Raw genomic sequence first — 18769 nt, 5'->3', positions numbered from 1 at the left:
CATGTCCCAGTTGAGAGTGCTGAACAACCGGGCGGAGCAGGATCGCGAGACGATCGGCGCGGATCTGCGACGGCTCTTGGCCGAGGCCGGTGGGCCGGGCGCGGCGGAGGGGCGCTCTGAGCAGGTGCGGTTCGACGAGCACAGCCGGATGCTGTACGCGACGGATGCATCGCTGTACCAAGTGGAGCCGATCGGGGTGGTGGTGCCGGGGTCGATCGACGAGGCGGCGAGGGTGGTGCGGTATTGCGGCGAGCGCGGAGTAGCGCTGCTGCCGCGGGGCGGGGGGACGAGCCTTGCCGGGCAAGCGACGGGGCACGCGGTGGTGATGGACTTGTCCGCGAGGTGCCGGGGCATCGGAGAGGTCAGGCCGGCGGGAGAGGGGGGAGGGATCGCGGAAGTTGAGGTCGAGCCGGGGGTGGTGGTTGATGAACTCAATCGGGAGTTGGCACGGAGGCGGACAGGGCTGTTCTTCGCTCCGGATCCGGCCACAGTGGCCCAGGCGGCGATCGGGGGGTGCATCGGGAACAACGCGGCGGGGGCGAGGTCGATCCGGTACGGGCGGACGAGCGAGAACCTGAGTGCGCTGGATGTGATGCTGACGACCGGGGAGCGCGTGGTGCTGGAGCCGGGAGCCGGGCGGCGGAGCAGGGTCGCGCGGCGGCTTGCGGAGGGGGTCATCGGAATCGTGCGGCCGCTGGCTGGGCTGATCCGCGAGCGGTTTCCGCGGACGATCCGCCGGAATGCGGGGTACGGGCTTGATCTGATCCTCGGCCAGTTGGAGGCGGGGGCGACGGCCGAGTCGCTCGACCTGTCCGGGCTGCTGTGCGGGAGCGAGGGGACGCTGGCGGTGACGCTGGGGGCGAGGCTGAAACTGCACCCGTTTCCGCGGGCGCGCGGGCTGGCCGTGGTGTCGTTCGGATCGGTGGAGGAGGCGATCGGCGCGGTGACGCCGATCCTGGGAGTTGGGCTGGCGCGGGGGTTGAGCGCGGTGGAACTGCTGGACGATGTGGTGCTGGAGGCGGCGCGGGGGAACATCGAGTACCGCAAGTACGTGGACCTGTTGCCGGGGGCGAGCGAGGAGGGGGGCGGGCAGCCGCGGGCGGCGCTGTACGTCGAGTTCTTCGGGTTCGGGGAGGAGGCGGCGAGGGAGGTGTCGGCGGGCTTCGGGGCGTTGGAGGCGGTGCGGGGGCTCGCGGGATTCGCGGGGATGGCGGTGTACAGCGACGAGGCGGCGATGCTGTCGGCGTGGAAGTTGCGGCGGGCCGGGGAGCCGCTGCTGCACGGCCTTCCCGGGAAGCGCAAGCCGATCACGTTTGTCGAGGACAACGCGGTGCCCGTGGAGCGGTTGGGGGAGTTCGTGCGGGAGTTCAAGAAGATCGTGGCGCGGCACGGCACGCGGGCGGCGTATTGGGCACACGCGAGCGTCGGGGTGCTGCACGTGCGGCCGATGATCGACATCCACGAGGAGAAGGACCGCGACATAATGCGGGCGATCGCGGTCGAGGTGGCGGATCTGGCGCGGGCGTGCGGCGGGATCATGAGCGGCGAGCACGGGGATGGGAAGGTGCGGGGGCCGCTGGTGGAGCGGTTCTTCGGGCCCGAACTGATGAGGGCGTTCGCGGAGGTGAAGCGGCTGTTTGATCCCAAGGGACTGTTGAACCCGGGGAACATCGTGGGGGCGGGGCCGGTTGAGAGCATCTCGCAGCGGCTGCGGGTGAACCCGGTGGGCGCGGAGGTGCGTGTGCCGGCGGTCGAGACGTACTTCGACTACGAGGATCAGCACGGGTTCGCCGGGGCCGTCGAGATGTGCAACGGCGCGGGCGTGTGCCGAAAGACCAGCGGGGGGACGATGTGCCCGTCGTACCGCGCGACGATGGACGAGCGCCATGCGACACGCGGGCGGGGCAACGCGCTGCGGCTGGCGATTACGGGGCAGATCGGCCGGGATGCTGCGAGCGGCAGGTTGGGCGACGCCGCGTGGGACGATGCGGGGACGATGGAGACGCTGCACCTGTGCCTGTCCTGCAAGGCGTGCAAGAGCGAGTGCCCGAGTAACGTCGACATCGCGCGGCTGAAGGCGGAGTACACGGCGCAGCGGTACCTCGCGGCGGGCGGGCCGCCGCTTGCGGCCCGGCTGTTCGGGCACGTGCGCGTGCTGAACCGTCTCGGCTCGCTCACGCCCGGGCTGGCCAACTGGGTGAACTCGACGGCGCTCGCGAAGTGGGTGGCGCGGCGGGTGCTGGGGATCGACCGTCGCCGGGATGTGCCGCGGTTCCGGCGATCTTTGTACTCGATGCTGGAGCGGAGGCGCGGCTCGGCGGTCTCGGAGAATCCGCGACCGGCAGCGCCGAGGGTTGTGCTGTTTGCCGACTGCTTCACGGCGTACAACGAGCCATCGATCGGGATGGCCACGGCACATGTGCTCGGGGCGCTTGGGTACGGGGTCGACCTGATCCCCAAGGGGCTCAAGGGTCAGTGGGGCGGGTGCTGCGGGCGTGCGATGATCTCGACGGGGCTCCTGGAGGATGCGATCGAGACCGCCGATCGGACCATGGAGATGCTGCGGCCTGCGATCGAGGACGACTCTGTCGCCGCGATTGTCGTCGTCGAGCCGTCGTGCCTGAGCGCGATGACCGACGATTGGCGGCAACTCAAGCTCAAGTCATCGCCAGTGCTGCGTGGACGGCTCGCGGCGAAGGCGATGCTGGTGGAGGACTTTGTGGAGCGGCTGTGGGACCGGCACCCCGTGCCCGGCCCGGAGGCGTTCAAGGGGATGACCGAAGCCGGCGCCGGGGTGCTCCTGCATGGTCATTGCCACCAGAAGGCGCTGTGGGGGGTGGGGACGAGCGAGCGGCTTCTCAGGAGGCTTGTCGGTGGGCGGCTGAGGGTGCTCGACAGCGGGTGCTGCGGGATGGCCGGGAGTTTCGGCTACACCGCCGACCGCTACGACCTGTCGATGCGGATCGGCGAGTTGAGTGTGTTTCCGCCGGTGCGGGCCGCGGGGGCGGACGAGACCGTGGTCGCGCCGGGGACCTCGTGTCGGCACCAGATCCACGATGGGACAGGCCGCGCGGCCTTGCACCCCATCGAGTTTGCGGAGCGGATGCTGGCGTCACCCGCGACATGAACCGGATCAGCCCGCGACAGGCACTGCCGTCGGTGCGGCCGGCGACGGTGAGCCCTGGTCACCACCACTCTCCGAGCCGCTATCGCCCTCCTCCGGCTTGGGCTCGAAGGTCTCCCACCCGCCGCCGAGGGCCTTGTACAGGGCGATCAGGTTGGTGGCGACCGCCTGGCGGCTGCGGGCGAGCAGGTCCTGCGTTTCGAAGAGTGCCCGCTGGGCATCGATGACGGTGAGATACCCCGCGAGGCCGCGGACGTAGAGGGTGTTCGCAAGGTCCGTGGCGCGGCGGTTGGCGGCCACGGCACGCTCGAGCGCATCGCGTGTGGACTGCTCGCGCATGTAGGCCAGCATCGACGATTCGACCTCCGCGTAGGCGGTCAGCACGGACTTCTCGTAGAGGGCGACGGCCTGCTCGGTACGGGCATCCTGAACCTTGATATTGGCCAACAGCCGGCCGCCTTCGAAGATGGGCCAGCGGACGGCGGGCCCGATGTTCCAGAAGCGGCTCGTGGAGTCGGTCCACTCGCCGAAGGAGTTGCTGGAATAGCCGAAGGAGCCGGTGAGCGAGAACCGCGGGAACAGGTCAGCGGTGGCCGCGCCGATGAGGGCGTTCGCCGCGGCGACTTGCCGCTCAGCGCGGCGGATATCTGGCCGGCGGCGGAGCAGTTCAGCGGGGATGCCCACCGCGACCGCCGCGGGGGGAGGGGGGATCGGGGCGCTGTTCTCGAACTCGGCGACCATCGGCCCCGGCTCGACGCCGAGGAGGACGCCGATGTTGTAGATGGAGGTCTTGAAGCCGGTCTCGAGAACCGGGATCGCTGACTGCGTCGCGGCGAGCTGGGCCTCGGCCCGGGCGACGTCGAGGTCGCTGGTAAGGCCGGAGTTGTACCTGGCTGTCGTGATGTCGACGGACTCGGCCTGGATCCGGATGTTCTCGCGGGCAATCTCGATCCGCGTCTGGAAGCCGCGGGCCTCGACGTAGTTGCGTGCGACCTCGGAGAGGAGCGTGACGAGGGTGTCGCGCCGGGCTTCGTCGGCGGCCTGGATGTCGGCCTCGGCGGACTCGACCTGGCGACCGACTCGCCCAAAGACATCGATCTCCCACGAGGCATCGAAGCCGGCGTTGTAGAGGCTGAAGGGGTCGCCCGACGGGGTGAAGTCGCCGGCGGCGGAGTTCTGGCTCTGCTCCTGGCGCTGGTAGCCGGCCCCGACATCGACCTGGGGGAGTGCTCCGGCGGCGACCACTCCGCGCTGGGCGCGGGTCTCGCGGATCCGGGCCTCGGCGACCTTGAGATCGAGGTTCCCGGCGATAGCCCGCTCGATGAGCCGATCGAGCATCGGATCGCCGAGCGTCGTCCACCATCGGCTCAGGTCGGCGGGGGCTGCGGAGACACCCCGCTCCATGTCCTGGTGCCAGGAGGTGGTGACCGGGGTTTCGGGTTGCTTGTAGTCGGGACCGACTTTGCAGCCGGCGAGGGCGAGCAGGACTGTGACGGTGATCGCGGTGCGACGGGTTGGCGTGGTCATCATCGGATTCCGTGCTGGTTTCGGAGGTGGACCGGTGTGGGTCGCGTGAAGGTCAAAAGCGGCGGATGCGAAGGCTAGGCCTCGCCGTTGGGCTCCTTGCCGCGGGAGTGGTTACCTGGAGGTGGGGCCTCGATCGAGACATCCATCTGCTGGCCGACATACACGGGGATCGACTTGGGGTCGAAGGAGTAGATGACCTGCAGCACGCGGGTGTCGACGCGCTCGGTGCTCTCGCCGGTGAGCGAGCGTTTGGGGAGGACGTACGGCTCAATCCGCACGAAGGTCAGCGGGGTCTTCATGGAACTGTTGCCGCGGAGCGCGCCCTCGGCCGGGGCATCGGGACGGATCCGCCACGCGTCGTTCTCATCGACGTCCACGCGGATGTGGAGCCGGGTGGTATCGCCGACGAGCATGAGCGGGGGGGTCGTCTGTCCGGCGACGGCGTACTCGCCGGGGCGGGCCTTCACCTGGAGGATCTGGCAGTCGACCGGCGCTCTGACGGTGAGCCGGTCGAGTTCGGTCTGTGCCGCATCGAGGAGGGCCTGTGCCGAAGCGACTTCGGCGCGGGCGATGTCGATGTCCGACGTCCAGGCGCCCGCCTTGAGCAGGTCGAGTTCGCCCTTGGCCTGCGTGTAGCGTGCCTCGGCCATCTCAACGGCGTAGCGGCGCTTGCTCAGGTCTTCCTTTGCAATTGCCCGCTGATCGTCGATCGACTCCCAGAGTTGCAACTGGCTCTTCAGGTCGTTGAGCGAGGCCTCGGCCTCCCGCACCTTGGCCTGGGCCGGCGGGATGTCCTCGGCGCGGGGCATGGACTCCAGCCGCGAGAGGGCGGCCTTGGCGGAGAGGAGAGCGGCCTTGCGGACATCGAGCTCGGCGCGTGCGGCGCGGTCGTCGATGGTCAGGAGCGGGGCGCCCCTTTCGACGCGATCACCGACCTTGACGTAGATCCTGGTGATGACGCCGGGGATCGGCGTCCCGAGCTCGATGTTCTCGGTGGCGGCCTCCACGATGCCGGCGCCGGCGACCTTGGTCGGGAAGGGCGAGGTCGCGGGCGGCGCCACCGGCGCGGCGACCTGAGGCGGCCTGCTGCCGCTCTGCACGGTGTAGACCGCCAGCGCCACGCCAGCGATCGCGAGCAGCGGGATGAGGTACTTGAAGATCACGGCGGTGCTCCTTGCAGACCGCGCGCCTTGCTGGGCGGCGCGGTCGTATTCACAGTTCGTCGACGGACCCGACAATTCGCTCGATGTGTCCGTCGTCCATCCTGGCGATGCGGTCCGCAAAGCCGAAGATGCGGGCGTCGTGGGTCACGATGACCAGTGAGCGGTTGGCGTCCATCGCGGCGCTCTTGAGCAGCCGCATGATGACGTGACCGGTTTCGTGGTCGAGAGCGCTGGTGGGCTCGTCACAGACGATCAGCCGCGGCTCGTGCACCATCGCGCGGGCGATGGCGACCCGCTGCTGCTGACCGCCGGAGAGCTGCGACGGGTACGCCCCGACACGGTCGCCGAGGCCGAACCGGTCGAGCAGGTCCTTGGCCCGGCGCAGGGCCTGTCCGCGTGGCTCTCCAAGGATCAGCAGCGGGATGGAGACGTTTTCGGCGGCCGTGAGCGTGGGGAGGAGGTTGAAGGCCTGGAAGACAAACCCGATGTTCCGGCCGCGGAACCGCGTCTTCTCGCTCGGGGACATGGCGGAAAAGTCGCGGCCGAAGACGGAGCACTCGCCCGCATCGCGATCGAGGATCCCCGCGATGACGGAGATGAGGGTGGTCTTGCCGCAGCCGCTCGGGCCGACGAGCATCATGAGTTCGCCTGTTCGGATGTCGATATCGATGCCGCGGAGGGCGGTGACCAGCGTGGCCCCGGTGCCGTAGGTCTTGGTCACGCCGCGGCAATGGATGGCAACAGAACTGGTTGCGCTCGGCGCGGGCTGCTGCAGTTGTGTGGTGGCGGGAGTCATCGTCGTCCTGTTTATCCCTTGAACACGATGGCGGGCTCGAGCCGCATGACCTTCTGAATGCTCAGCACGGCGGCCAGGATGCAGATGAACAGCACGGCCACACCCGTGCCCGCGAGCAGCTGCCAGGGCAATCGGAAGCTCAGCTCGGTCTTGGCCGTGAGCAGGCCGAACAGCGAGGCGAGCCCGACGCCGATCCCGTACCCGACGAGCCCGACGGACATGGCCTGGAGCAGGATCATCCGCAGGAGGAGCCAGTTCGAGGCGCCCATGGCCTTGAGGGCCCCCAGGTGGCGAAGGTTGTCGAGGGTGAAGTTGTAGAACGTCTGGCCCGCGACGATCGTTCCGACAAGGAACCCGAGCGTCACGGCGATGCCGAAGTTGATGGGGATGCCCGTGTACTTCATGAAGTACTGGTAGGTGATGGTCTTGAACTGATCGGAGGTGTACGCGGCGAGGCCCGTCGTGCGGTGGATGCGGTCGCAGAGTTCCTGGATGTTCTGGCCCGGTGCGGCCTTCACGAGGACGAACGAGAGGAGCTTCCGCTCCCGCGGGGCGAAGGTGGTGGCCCTCGAGTAGGTCGTGTAGATGACCGGTTGGCTCTGGAATGTCCGAGAGACGTTGCAGATGCCCACGACGACCGCGCGATGATCGTTGAGTTCCAGGGTGTCGCCGATCCGCAGCGGCACCGGCTTGGCGCCGGGGACCGGTTTCCCGTCGGGTCCCGGGGGCGGCATCTTGGCGAGCTTGCCCTCGGCGCCGACCTTGTCGACGATGACCGCCTCGGATTGCCGGAGATCGGCGAGTTTGCCAGCCACCAGCTCGGGCGGGCCGCCGATCAGCGTGGCGTCGTCGAGGCCGATGACGTTGCAGGTCTGGAAGTTGCCGTTGTCGAGCCGCGCCTTGAGCAGGCCCTTGTAGAGGGGCATCGCCCACAGCACCCCTTCGACGCCCCGGACCCGGAGCAGCTGCGTGTCCTGCAGCGGCTTGATGTCGTCGACGAACTGGACCTTGGGGTCCATGACCCAGATATCCGGGAGACCCGTGTCGGTGATGAAGCCGAAGGTGCGGGTCATCAGCCCGATGAAAATGGCCGCCTGTTGCGTAATCAGCAGCGAGGCAAACGTGAGCCCGATGATGATGCCGATGTACTTGGCCCGGTCGCCGACCAGCATCTTGATGGCTACGCGGTTCATGCCGTGCTCCACATCATGGCGTCCGCGGCCGACAGCGGCACTGCCGGCGCCGCGTCGATCCCGGCGAGCGAGAAGGCGGTGATGTGCCGCGCGATCGCTTCCAACTCGCCGGGCTCGAACCGCATATGCGGGAAGAGCCGCTCGAGGACCGGTCGGGAGTGGAAGTAGTGCAGGCACTGCCCGATTACGCTCGCGACGCAGCGCATCACGATTGGGTCCAATGCGGGCCTTTCGAGCAGCCTGCCGATGATCTGAGCGAGCGCGGCCATCTTCGGGCGGATGTGCTCCTGGACCATCTCGTCCAGCACGCCGGTTGGCTCGGCCATCTCGCGGGCGATCAGCCGGGAGAACCACGCGTGCCGCCCGCGATCGAAGATCCGGGCGAGGAAGGTCCGGACATACTCGGCAAGGGCCTCGTCGGGGGGGAGTTGAGAGAGGACGTCTGGAGCCACCGGGTAAGTTTCCAGTGAGCAGACCCGGGCGAACCGGAAGACCTCCTGGTACAGACCCTGCTTGTCGCCGAAGTGGTAGTTGACCGCCGCGACGTTGGCGTTGGCCTTGGTGCAGATCTCTCGGATGGTGGCCTCGCGGAAGCCGACGCGGGCAAAGATCTCGCCCGCGGCTTCGAGCACGCGCCGGCGGGTGTCCGGATTCGAAGCCGATGTATTTGGATCCAAAACAGCCATTTCAAACGAGAGTGTAAAACACACGTTTGATACAGTCAAGTCGGCTAGGGTGGAGGACCTACGCCGAGGCGACCCAGCCGCCACGGAGCATAGATGCGACCTCGCCTCTCGTGGGAAGGGAGGGGATGGCGCCGTGCCGCGCGACCGCGATGGAACCCGCCGCGCAGCCCCAGCAGGCGGCGTCGTGGACGTTGAGGGCGTCCAGGGAGCCGCCGATCTGGTGCCAGGCCCAGCGGCAGGCGAAGGCGGCGCAGAAGGCGTCCCCCGCGCCAACCGTGTCCACGCTGGCCGCGGGATAGGCGGGGATCGAGGCGAGCGACTTGTCGAAGTAGACCCGGGCGCCGCGATCTCCCAACGTCAGGACGGCACAGCGGGGGCCGTGGCCGGCGAGGGCGCGGAGTTCGTCTTCGAAGGTGGATTCGTCCGCAGGGTCGAGCCGCGGGCGAAGGGCCCGCCCTTCGAACTCGTTCACGATGAGCACATCAACGTCGGCGAGAAGGCCGGGCGGGAACGTCCCCGGTGCGGGTGCGGGAGCGGCGTTGAGCAGGACCGTGGCGCCCGCGTCCTTGGCGATATGGGCGGCGTGGGCGATGGACTCCAGCGGGGCCTCGAGCTGCATGAGCAGCATGTCGGCCTGGCTGATGACTTCCTTTGCCGCGTCAACCTCGGCGGGCGTGATGGTCATGTTGGCGCCGAGGGCGACGACGATCGAGTTCTGTCCCTTGCCGTCCTCGGAGTCGTCGATCGTCACCACACCCACGCCCGTCGGTGCCCCCGCGGGAGGGGGCGGGCGGACGGCGATATGTCTGGTAGATACACCCTCTGCCTTTAGCAGCGCCATGAACTTGCGGCCGTACTCGTCATCACCGACCGCGCCGATCATGGAGACCGCTGCGCCCAGACGAGCGGCGGCCACTGCCTGGTTGGCGCCCTTGCCGCCGGGGAATCGGGCGAACCTGCCGCCGACGATCGTCTCGCCGGGTGTTGGGAACCGGGGCGCGCGGATGACAAGGTCCATATTGAGCGAGCCAAAGACGCACAGGCGGACCGCATCGTCGTCGGCTTGGGCGGGTGTCGATGGTGGATTCGGAGTCGTGCTCATGGTCGCGGGGGTCCCCTTCCTCTCGACCCACGTTGTACCATGGACCGATGGTGAAGGCCCATCTCGGCAGTCGAATCGGCGTCGCGGGGCTGTCGCTCCTCATCCTTGTCCCTGCCCTTGCGACGACGGGCTGTTCGGCGAGCCGGTACGCACAGACGTTTCCGCACGCGGCGGTGGCGGCGGACCATGAGGTGGCGTCGCGGGCCGGCGCCGAGATCCTTGCCCGGGGAGGAAACGCGGTGGACGCAGCGGTGGCGACGTCGTTTGCACTGTCCGTGGTCCGGCCGTATTCGTGCGGGATCGGTGGAGGGGGGTTCATGGTGGTGTACTTCCCGGACCATCCGCGGCTGGGCCGCGTGTCCGAGGCGATCAACTACCGAGAGACGTGCCCGCGGGATATTGGGCCGGACTTCTACGAGCGTACGGGCGATGACTCCGCAAGCACCCACGGCGGGCGGGCTGTCGCGGTGCCCGGCTCGGTCGCCGGCCTCCTGCTTGCTTTGGAGCGGTATGGGACGCTTGACAGGGCCACCGTGCTGGCCCCCGCGATCCGTGCAGCGGAGACGGGATTCGTAGTGGATGCACACTACGAAGCCGCGGCGATCGATATCGCGGAGCAGTTTGAGTCCCATCCTGAGTGGAAGGAGCGGTTCGCGTTTGTGTGGACGCACTACCTCCAAGAGGGGCGCATCCGGCGTGGCAGCCGGATCACCAACCCGGGCCAGGCCGATGCGCTCCGGCTGATTGCGGAGTACGGCGCCGCGGCGTTCTACGAGGGACCGATCGCCGATGCGATCTGCGATGCGGTGCGGAGCGATGGGGGAGTTCTGTCGCGTGCGGATCTTGCGGAGTACTCGGTGAGGGTCGTGAAGCCGCTGGAGTTCGGGTTCCTGGGCGGAACAGTGCTGACGATGCCGCCCCCATCGAGCGGCGGGATCGCCCTGGCACAGATCCTGGGGATCTTCGAAGCCCTTGGTGCGACGGAGATGGGGTCGGCGACCCTCGCGTACGACCATGCGCTGGTGGAGGCGATGAAGCACGCATTCGCCGATCGCGCGCGGTGGCTCGGAGATCCGGAGTTCGTCGAGGTCCCGACGGCGAGGTTGATCTCCGGCGCGTACATCGCGGATCGCGCGGTGGCCTTTGACCCGGAGCGAACGCTGCCAGTCGAGCGGTATGGCACGATACCGCCCGTGACGGCGGATGGGGCTGTCGAGGATCACGGCACAAGCCACTTCTGCGTCGTCGATGGAGCGGGCAACGCGGTGGCGTGCACGGAGACGATCAACCTGGAGTTCGGGTCGCTCCTGGCGGTCGATCGGTTCGGCTTCTGCCTCAACAACGAGATGGATGACTTTCTCACTCGCGCCGGCGAGCCCAACGCGTTCGGGCTCACCCAATCGGTGCGGAACCGTCCTGAGCCTGGAAAGCGGCCGCTGTCGAGCATGACTCCGACCATCATGCTGGATGCCGGTGGGGCGGTCAGCCTGGTGGTCGGCGCCTCGGGCGGTCCACGGATCATCAGCGGAACCGCGCAGGTCCTGCTGAATGTGGCGGTCTTGGGGAACGACGCCGGGGAGGCTGTCGAGCGTCGACGGATCCACCACCAGTGGATGCCCGATGTGGTGGTGGTCGAAGAAGAGGACTGGACCCCCGGCGGCTCCCGCGGCAGTGAAGGGGACGAGGCCCTCGATCTGACGGAGTTCGGGCACCGCGTGAAGGGTGGGGGTGCGATCGGGAACGTGCAGGTGATCTGCCGGTCGGGCCTGCCGGTCGCCACCCAGCCCGGTGGAGAGTGGCGGGCGGCGTGCGACCCCCGGAAGGGCGGCATCCCCGCGGGAAACTAGCGGGAATTGGGTTGCGGACGACGCGGACAGGAACCGGAGAGGCGCCTGCGCGTCTAACCTTTGTCGGGTTGAACGGGTCCGAAAGGACGGCCCCCCAGCCCGCGACTGTTCCGGCCGTTTCGCGGCGGCCAAGGAGTCAGACGATGTCACGAGTTCCGTCCAGTTCAGACCGGCTCATGCGTTTGGTGGTGGCGCTGGTCGCGGGCGCGGCAGGGATGGCTGTGTGCGTGCCGATCGCCGCGGGGCAGGCGCCGTCGGGCGGTGGGGCGGTGGTGCTTCCCTCGAACGCGCCGGCGGGGCAGGTCACGCTGCAGCGGATGAGCCGCCCGGTGACGATCGACCTGAACGACCAGCGGCTCGAGGATGTGGTGGTGTTCATCGCGGATGTCACGCGGGTCGAGATCGATCCGATGTGGCGCGATTCGAGCATGGACGGGCTGGACAAGGACAAGCGGATCACGCTGAAGGTCACGAATGTCCCGGCGCTCACGCTGCTGGAGCGGGTGCTTGACAAGGCGCAGACGGACTTCCAGCAGTGCACCTGGCAGCTCACGCCGGATGGGGCGATCCAGATCGGCCCGAAGGACCGGCTCAACAAGTTCAAGAAGCTCGTGATCTACAGCGTGCAGGACCTGCTGCTGGAGATCCCGAGCTACTACGACGCACCGCAGATCGATCTGCAGGGCGTGCTGCAGCAGTCCCAGGGCGGCGGTGGCGGCCAGAGCCCCTTCCGCGACGACCAGCAGCAGCAGCGGAACCCGGAGGAGCAGGAGCGGCTGCGGCAGCAGCGGGTCGACGGGATCAAGGAACTCATCATCACGATGATCGAGCCGGAGCAGTGGCAGGATAACGGTGGCGAGGGGGGCTCGATCCGGTTCTTCCAGGGGAACTTCCTGATCAATGCTCCTGACTACATGCAGCGGCAGATCGGCGGGTACTCGTTCTGGCCGTCGCAGACGGTCTCGATGGTGAAGGGCCGGCGGTACGTCAGCCTGAATCTGGACACGGGGATCTCAAAGGTGGATGGGTTCGCGCCGCAGGAAGTGACCGCTGTGGTTGGGGGTCAGGGCGGCGGCGGTGGAGGAGGGGGTGGTGGGGGCGGCGGAGGGGGTGGGGGTCCATGAGCCGGTAGCACCAAACATCCTCCAATGGCGCAGCCCGCACGTCCCATCGCACGATGGGGCTGCGGGCTGTGCTGCTATTGGGACGATGGCGGGCGGTGGTTTTCCCATCCGGCACAGGCGGCTCGCCCCGCGCGGGCAGCGCAGGCGGCGTGACCGGATGCCTTTGACGCGAAGCGGGCAGTGACCGCTGATTCGGGCGGGGAGCGATTCCGATCTTCTTTACTGGACGACAGGCCCGGTCGGGCTCACGCAGCGCGCGTGATGCCGCGTGAGTGTGACCTGACCTGTCGTTCGATCCGGCTCGCGATGGTCGCGAACCGGGGGGCCGCCGGCGGCCCGAGCAAGGGACAGGCTCGGCGGCGTGGCCGAGGACCCGGGACGAATGGACGGTATCTTGCAAGGAGACTCTCGTATGCGCACGCGTGTTCGGAAGGCCTTTACGCTGGTGGAAATCCTGATTGTCGTGGTGATCCTCGGCATCCTGGCGGCGATCGTGATTCCGCAGTTCACGAACGCGAGCCAGGAGGCGCAGATCGGCAACGTGCAGACGCAGTTGCAGACGATCCGCAGCCAGGTTGAGTTGTTCCGCGTCCGGAACAACGGCACGTCGCCGGACCTGGTGTCAGCGCCGACGAACACGAACCTCGGCGACGGCTTCGCCGAACTGCTGGAGCCCCCGGCGATCGGCGGCGTCGCGCAGCAGCCCTACACGCGGACCGCGCCGATCAACCCGCGGAACAAGAGCAGCTCCGTGCAGGCTGGCACCAGCCCGCTCGGCGCCACCGCCGCGGCGATGGACCCCGCAGCGGTTGCTGACGGCTGGCTCTACGATGCCGCGACCGGCGAGATCGCTGCTGTCGGCTTCGACGAGCAGACCAACAAGTGGTACGGCATGCCGTAATGACGGCGGGCCGTCTCTCGTGAATCGACCGGCCGGCCCTTTAAACGGGGCCGGCCGGCTTGCTGAAGAACGGAACTGGTGTCGGGGATCCTCGCCCCCAAGGGAGACGTTCGATGCACTCCGTTCTGCCCATGCGACGTGCCTTTACGCTGGTTGAGATCCTCATTGTCGTCGTGATCCTGGGCATTCTGGCCGCAATCGTGATCCCGCAGTTCACGAGCGCTACGCAGGAGGCCCAGGCGAACGCGACCTACAACGAGCTGCAGAAGCTCCGACGAACCGTCGGCGTTTTCCGTGCCCGCAACAACGACTCGATGCCGGCTGTGTCTGACGGCAACGGCACCTGGGGCGAAATCGTCGGTGACGCGACCGAGTACCTGCAAAGTGCCCCGGTCAACGCCTGGGTGGGCGGGGCCAACGCTCGCGAAGTTCGGGTGGTGCCCGATGCGACACCGGATGCGGCGTTCCAGACGATGTACGGGTGGATCTTCGACCCGAACACCGGCCAGGTCTGGGCGGGCGGCTTTGACGTGAACGACAAGCCTTTGCCGCGCAGTTAGTGCGCTGTGTGAAACTGGGAGGTTCCTCTGAAGCGAATGTGGTTTTAGGGCGATGAAGTGGTCCGGAACCACGATTCCACAGGAGACCTGCCATGCGTCGCGACCGATACCTCAACGGCGTCCTCACCGTGATTGCCGCCCTGCTTGCCACGAACCTGCTCGTGAAGTTTGGCGACTCGAACTCGCCCGCGGCTGCGGTCGCGCAGCAGCCTGTCCTTTCGCCCCCGTTCAACTCGGGCCAGGAGCGGCAGGAGATCTACGGCGCCATCGAGCGGCTGGGCCAGAAGCTCGATGCGTTCGAGAACTCGCTCGCGGCTCGCCTCGAGAAGGGGCTCAATGTCAAGGTCCTGTCAATGCCGCCCGTGGTGATCTCGGGCGACAAGCGGGATGAGAAGTCCAGCGGTCCGAACTCGGATACGAAGATCGAGGTCAAGCGGTCGAACTAAACGCCGCTGAACCGACGTCGGAGGCGCGCTTGAAGGAGTTTGTGAAGTGCGCATCAACCGATCCCTCATGACCAGCCCGATCCACCGCCGCGCCCGGCCTACGCCGGGTGCGGCGCGCTGCGCCGGTGCCGCGTCCTCTCGCGCCTTTACGCTGCTCGAACTGCTCGCGGTCATCGTGATCCTGGGGATTGCCGGCGCCATGATCATCCCGGCGATGGGCGAGACCGGCGTGCTCAAAGTACAGGCCGCGGTCCGGACGATCGTCGCTGATATCACCTTCGCGCAGTCCGACGCCGTCGCGTTCCAGGAGCGGCGGGCGGTGGTGTTCAATGTTCAGGCTTCGAAGTACTCCGTGCACGAGGTCACCGGCGACACCTTCGCGCCGGACGACACGAACATGATGTACGATGCGTCCCGCCCGGACGGGAAGTACCTTGTTGACTTCCTCGATGCACGCTTCGGCGCATCGCGGATTACCGCGGTTGATTTCGACGGCACCGAGATCCTGTATTTCGATGCGATGGGAGGCCCGGTCACCGATCCTTCCGGGAACACCCCGAGCAATGGCGGCAAGGTCACCGTGGTGGGGTCGGGCAGTACGTACGACATCCTTGTCGACGCGTTTACCGGGAGGACCTCCGTCACCCGCGTAACCGCCGCGCCCCCGGCTCCGCCGCCCAGCGGAACCTGACCCTTGTTTCCCGGTTTCTTTCTATTGCCCGCTCCGGGCCCGCAGGCACGCGCACCACGAGAAGGACTCGACGATGATCGACCGCACCTCCGCACGCCACATCGCTTCGATCAGCAGGTCGCCGTCGGTCCGCCGCGTGGCGGTCGGGGTGGTGGTCGTGGTGTTCGGTCTGCTGCTGTGGGCCAAGTTGCTGCTGGTGACCAACCACCCGCGGACGGCGGTGGCGGACCCCGAGGTGAGCGCCCGGGCGGTCTCGGCGCGACAGTCGGCCCAGGCGCAGGTGCACGCGGCCGACGATGAGGGGCACGAGCCGCGGTAGGCGGCTTGGTACCCGGGGGCAGTTGCGGGGGAACTTGAGAACACGAGCCGGTTGAGTCAGGGCGCGGTCCGTGCGCGTTGGCACAGGGCTGGGTCGTCTGATAACGCGCGCCGACAGAGGACGCTCTTTCCCAGGCCGCGGGCGCGGTCCGGCTTGCCCGGAGCGCAGGAACGGCCGGAATCGCCCTGTCGTTGGAGTTGGCAAAGTTCCCCAAAGTGCCATCGCTTTCCGGACGAAATCTGTGGATGACGCGGCCAGAGAGTCACTCACCGGAGTTCTGGAACCCACAACCGCTTTTCTGCAGTGCAGGCGTGACGACGGCCGCCACGCCCGCCGGAGGATCGAAAATGGCAACGAAGATTGGACGATCGCCTCGCGAGCTGGTGCGGCTGGCGGGCAAGGTACCTGGGCTTGTCATCGCGGCGGCGCTGATCGCCGCGGCGCCGCTGCCGGTGTTCGCCCAGGGCACGCCGGCGGGGGACAAGAAGGACGGGCCGCAGGTCAAGGTGTCGGACCACCTGACCGTGGACCTGCACGTGAAGGACGAGGACCTGGGCGCGGTGCTGGAACTGCTCTCGATCCAGAGCCAGAAGAACATCGTCGCGAGCAAGAACGTCTCCGCCCGCGTGACGGCGACGCTCTACAACGTGACGTTCAAGGAGGCCCTGGACGCGCTGCTGCACGTCAACGGCTTCGGGTACATCGAGCAGGGCAACTTCATCTACGTGTACACGCTCCAGGAACTGGAGGAGATCCAGAAGGCCCTGAAGAAGCGCGTGGCCAAGCCCATCTACCTGAACTACATGAACGCGCAGGACGCGGGCATGTTCGTCAAGCCGCTGCTCTCGAAGGAGGGTGAGCTGCACGCCACGGCCAAGGCCGAGACGTTCGCCGTCAACGACAAGACCCCGGTCGGCAAGGACGACAACGCCCAGGCCTCCGTGCTCGTCGTGATCGACTACGAGGAGAACATCGCGGCGATCGAGGCGCTGGTGGGCGAGCTGGACATCAAGCCCGCGCAGGTGCTCGTGGAGGCCACGATCCTGCAGACCGCCCTGAACGAGGCCAACGCGTTCGGCGTCGACTTCACCGTCCTGGGCGACCTGAGCTTCCTCGACTTCATCAGCACGGGCGGCCCGCTCTCCGCGGTCAACTCGCTGATTAAGGGCGGCGACGGCTCGGCCGGCCAGGGCTACTCGCCCCCGGACAACAAGGGCGTCGCGGTGACGCAGACCGTCGGCAACACGGCGGCGCCGGGCGGCATGAAGTTCGGCATCATCTCCGACGACGTGTCGGTCTTCATCCGCGTCCTCGATGAGATCAGCCAGACCGTGATCGTCTCGCACCCGAAGGTGCTGGCCCTGAACCGCCAGGCGTCCCGCGTCCTGGTCGGCCGCCGCGTCGGCTACCTGAGCACGGTCTCGAGCGAGACGTCGACCACCCAGACGGTCTCGTTCCTCGACACCGGTGTTCAGCTGAACTTCCGGCCGTTCGTGGCGAAGGACAACTCCATCCGCCTCGAGATCCGCCCGCAGGTGTCGGAGGCGGTCGTCCGCGACCAGACCAGCAACACGGGCACGGTCGTGTCGATCCCCGACGAGATCACGCAGGAGATCACGACGAACATCATCGTCAAGGACGGCCAGACGGTGGTGCTCGGCGGCCTGTTCCGCGAGAACACGCAGCTCACGCGGCGTCAGGTGCCGATCGTCGGCGACCTGCCGTACATCGGGGCCGCCTTCCAGGGCAACGAGGACCAGATCGACCGCACCGAGATCATCTTCCTCATCACCCCCAAGCTGATCAACGACGCGATCGTCACCGAGTTCGCCCAGCGGGCGACCGAGGACATCGAGCGTCTGCAGGTTGGCGCCCGCCAGGCCCTGCTGCCGTTCTCCCGCGAGAAGATGTGCGGCACGCTCAACGTCGAGGCCGAGACGCTCGCCCGCGACGGCCAGTACGAGAAGGCTCTGTGGACGATCCAGCGCTCGCTCTCGCTCAACCACGTCCAGCCCGACGCGATCGCGCTGCGGGAGAAGCTGACGCAGGAGCGTCAGTACTGGCCGACCAAGTCCGTCATGGAGGACGCGGTCAACGAGGAGGTCAAGTCCCGGTTCGAGCAGGTCAACGTGCCTGCCGAGCAGCCCCAGCCCAAGTACGTTCCGTGGGGTGAGACTGACATCCCCCTCTACCGCACGACGCCGCTCCCGGCTCCGGCCGAGAAGGCGCCCGAGGCCCAGTCGTCGACCGAGCCGAACGAAGACATGGCGATGTTCGGGGCTCCCGAGGGCGATCACAACCAGATGTGGGGCGATCCCCTGCCTCTCGTGAACGTCTGGGCTCAGAACAAGGACATCCGCAATGTTCTCTCCCAGATCTCGATGCAGAGCCGCGTCATCATCGTCGCCGACCCGGACGTGACGGGCACGGTGAGCGCCGACCTCCAGGGCGTCAACGTGTACGAGGCTCTGGACACCATCCTGCCGGCGAACGGGTTCGCCTACGTCGAGCAGGACGGCGTTGTCACGGTCAAGCGCTGGAATCGGGACCACACCCAGAACGCGATGGGCAACCAGCCCGCCGCGTCGCCTGTGAACCCCGATGCCCAGGCGAAGTTCCCCCCGCTGGCCCCGGTGGCCGCGGCCGCGGAGCCCGCACCGGCTCCGGCCCCCGCCATGGTGGCGGCACCAGAAGGCGTCCGGTTCACGATCTCCACGACGCTTGCCGTTCTCCGCGGCCAGATCGGGGCGTTCCGTGAGTTCAACGAGGGCCACCTGCCCCCGCTCTCCAGCTCGCCCGGCGATACCGGCTGGGAGGCCTTCGTGGCGGCCGGCATGATGCAGACCCCCCCGGTGAACCCGTGGGTCGATGGCCCCAACGCCTCGACCGTGGTGATGGGCACCGGTCCTGATTCCGGGTACCACAACGGCTACGGGTGGATCCTTGATCCCACCTCGGGCAAGGTGTGGGCCGCGTCGTGCGACGACAAGGGCAACCCGCTGCCCAAGGCCAACACCAATCCCACCGAGACCGCGTCGGGACCGCAGTCCAGCGCGGAGCCGGTGCGGCCGACGACTGACCTTCCGCTGTCCCTCAAGGCCATGTTCGCGGCGATGGGTGCGCTCCAGGCGCCGGTCGCGAATGCGGACACGGACACGAAGTAACTCCTCGGGCCGGCGCGCGGTAACCCGCACGCCGGTTCTTCCAGATGGTCGCCGGCGCCCAAAGGCGGCGGTGACCGGCCTTGCGGGCCGCGTGCAGGCAGGGCCATCGTTCACGAGCCACCAGAG

The 18769-nt window shown here is 67.7% G+C and carries 15 protein-coding genes; 9 read left to right on the top strand and 6 right to left on the bottom strand.

The window, feature by feature from the left end; translation table 11 throughout:
* The first annotated feature begins 1 nt into the window (after position 1).
* Positions 2 to 3127, top strand: a complete 3126-nt coding sequence (locus KF745_04375; protein MBX3357645.1) for an FAD-binding protein — start codon at positions 2 to 4, stop codon at positions 3125 to 3127.
* A gap of 6 nt (positions 3128 to 3133) precedes the next feature.
* Here the strand turns inward: KF745_04375 and KF745_04370 are convergent, their stop codons facing one another.
* From KF745_04370 to KF745_04345, 6 genes are all read right to left on the bottom strand, one after another.
* Entirely contained in the window at positions 3134 to 4651 is a 1518-nt protein-coding gene (locus KF745_04370; protein MBX3357644.1) for an efflux transporter outer membrane subunit, read from the bottom strand.
* Between the two features lie 74 nt (positions 4652 to 4725).
* Positions 4726 to 5814, bottom strand: coding sequence for an HlyD family efflux transporter periplasmic adaptor subunit (locus KF745_04365; GenBank protein MBX3357643.1), 1089 nt, complete (start codon positions 5812 to 5814; stop codon positions 4726 to 4728).
* Between the two features lie 49 nt (positions 5815 to 5863).
* Positions 5864 to 6610 carry an ABC transporter ATP-binding protein gene (locus tag KF745_04360; protein ID MBX3357642.1) on the bottom strand — a complete coding sequence of 249 codons (747 nt, stop codon included), beginning with the start codon at positions 6608 to 6610 and terminating at the stop codon, positions 5864 to 5866.
* A gap of 11 nt (positions 6611 to 6621) precedes the next feature.
* Positions 6622 to 7803, bottom strand: a complete 1182-nt coding sequence (locus tag KF745_04355; GenBank protein ID MBX3357641.1) for an ABC transporter permease — start codon at positions 7801 to 7803, stop codon at positions 6622 to 6624.
* Positions 7800 to 8489 carry a CerR family C-terminal domain-containing protein gene (locus KF745_04350; GenBank protein ID MBX3357640.1) on the bottom strand — a complete coding sequence of 230 codons (690 nt, stop codon included), beginning with the start codon at positions 8487 to 8489 and terminating at the stop codon, positions 7800 to 7802. The genes KF745_04355 and KF745_04350 overlap by 4 nt, the downstream gene beginning before the upstream one ends.
* Positions 8490 to 8547: 58 nt before the next feature.
* Entirely contained in the window at positions 8548 to 9591 is a 1044-nt protein-coding gene (locus KF745_04345) for a ribokinase (GenBank protein MBX3357639.1), read from the bottom strand.
* A 47-nt stretch (positions 9592 to 9638) separates the two neighbouring features.
* Between KF745_04345 and ggt the strand changes: the two genes are divergently transcribed.
* From ggt to KF745_04305, 8 genes are all read left to right on the top strand, one after another.
* Positions 9639 to 11438, top strand: coding sequence for a gamma-glutamyltransferase (gene ggt, locus KF745_04340; protein ID MBX3357638.1), 1800 nt, complete (start codon positions 9639 to 9641; stop codon positions 11436 to 11438).
* 143 nt (positions 11439 to 11581) lie between these two features.
* Positions 11582 to 12562 carry a hypothetical protein gene (locus KF745_04335; GenBank protein MBX3357637.1) on the top strand — a complete coding sequence of 327 codons (981 nt, stop codon included), beginning with the start codon at positions 11582 to 11584 and terminating at the stop codon, positions 12560 to 12562.
* 412 nt (positions 12563 to 12974) lie between these two features.
* Entirely contained in the window at positions 12975 to 13463 is a 489-nt protein-coding gene (locus tag KF745_04330; GenBank protein MBX3357636.1) for a prepilin-type N-terminal cleavage/methylation domain-containing protein, read from the top strand.
* A 113-nt stretch (positions 13464 to 13576) separates the two neighbouring features.
* Entirely contained in the window at positions 13577 to 14023 is a 447-nt protein-coding gene (locus KF745_04325) for a type II secretion system protein (GenBank protein ID MBX3357635.1), read from the top strand.
* 92 nt (positions 14024 to 14115) lie between these two features.
* Entirely contained in the window at positions 14116 to 14469 is a 354-nt protein-coding gene (locus tag KF745_04320) for a hypothetical protein (GenBank protein MBX3357634.1), read from the top strand.
* A gap of 46 nt (positions 14470 to 14515) precedes the next feature.
* Positions 14516 to 15160 carry a prepilin-type N-terminal cleavage/methylation domain-containing protein gene (locus tag KF745_04315; GenBank protein MBX3357633.1) on the top strand — a complete coding sequence of 215 codons (645 nt, stop codon included), beginning with the start codon at positions 14516 to 14518 and terminating at the stop codon, positions 15158 to 15160.
* A gap of 73 nt (positions 15161 to 15233) precedes the next feature.
* Positions 15234 to 15479 carry a hypothetical protein gene (locus tag KF745_04310; protein MBX3357632.1) on the top strand — a complete coding sequence of 82 codons (246 nt, stop codon included), beginning with the start codon at positions 15234 to 15236 and terminating at the stop codon, positions 15477 to 15479.
* A gap of 347 nt (positions 15480 to 15826) precedes the next feature.
* On the top strand, positions 15827 to 18643 hold the full coding sequence (locus tag KF745_04305; protein MBX3357631.1) for a hypothetical protein: 2817 nt from the start codon (positions 15827 to 15829) through the stop codon (positions 18641 to 18643).
* The last annotated feature ends 126 nt before the right edge of the window (positions 18644 to 18769 follow it).

It is taken from the genome of Phycisphaeraceae bacterium (genome assembly GCA_019636655.1).
GTDB lineage: Bacteria > Planctomycetota > Phycisphaerae > Phycisphaerales > UBA1924 > JAHBXB01.
This window is presented reverse-complemented; position numbering and strand designations above follow the sequence as displayed.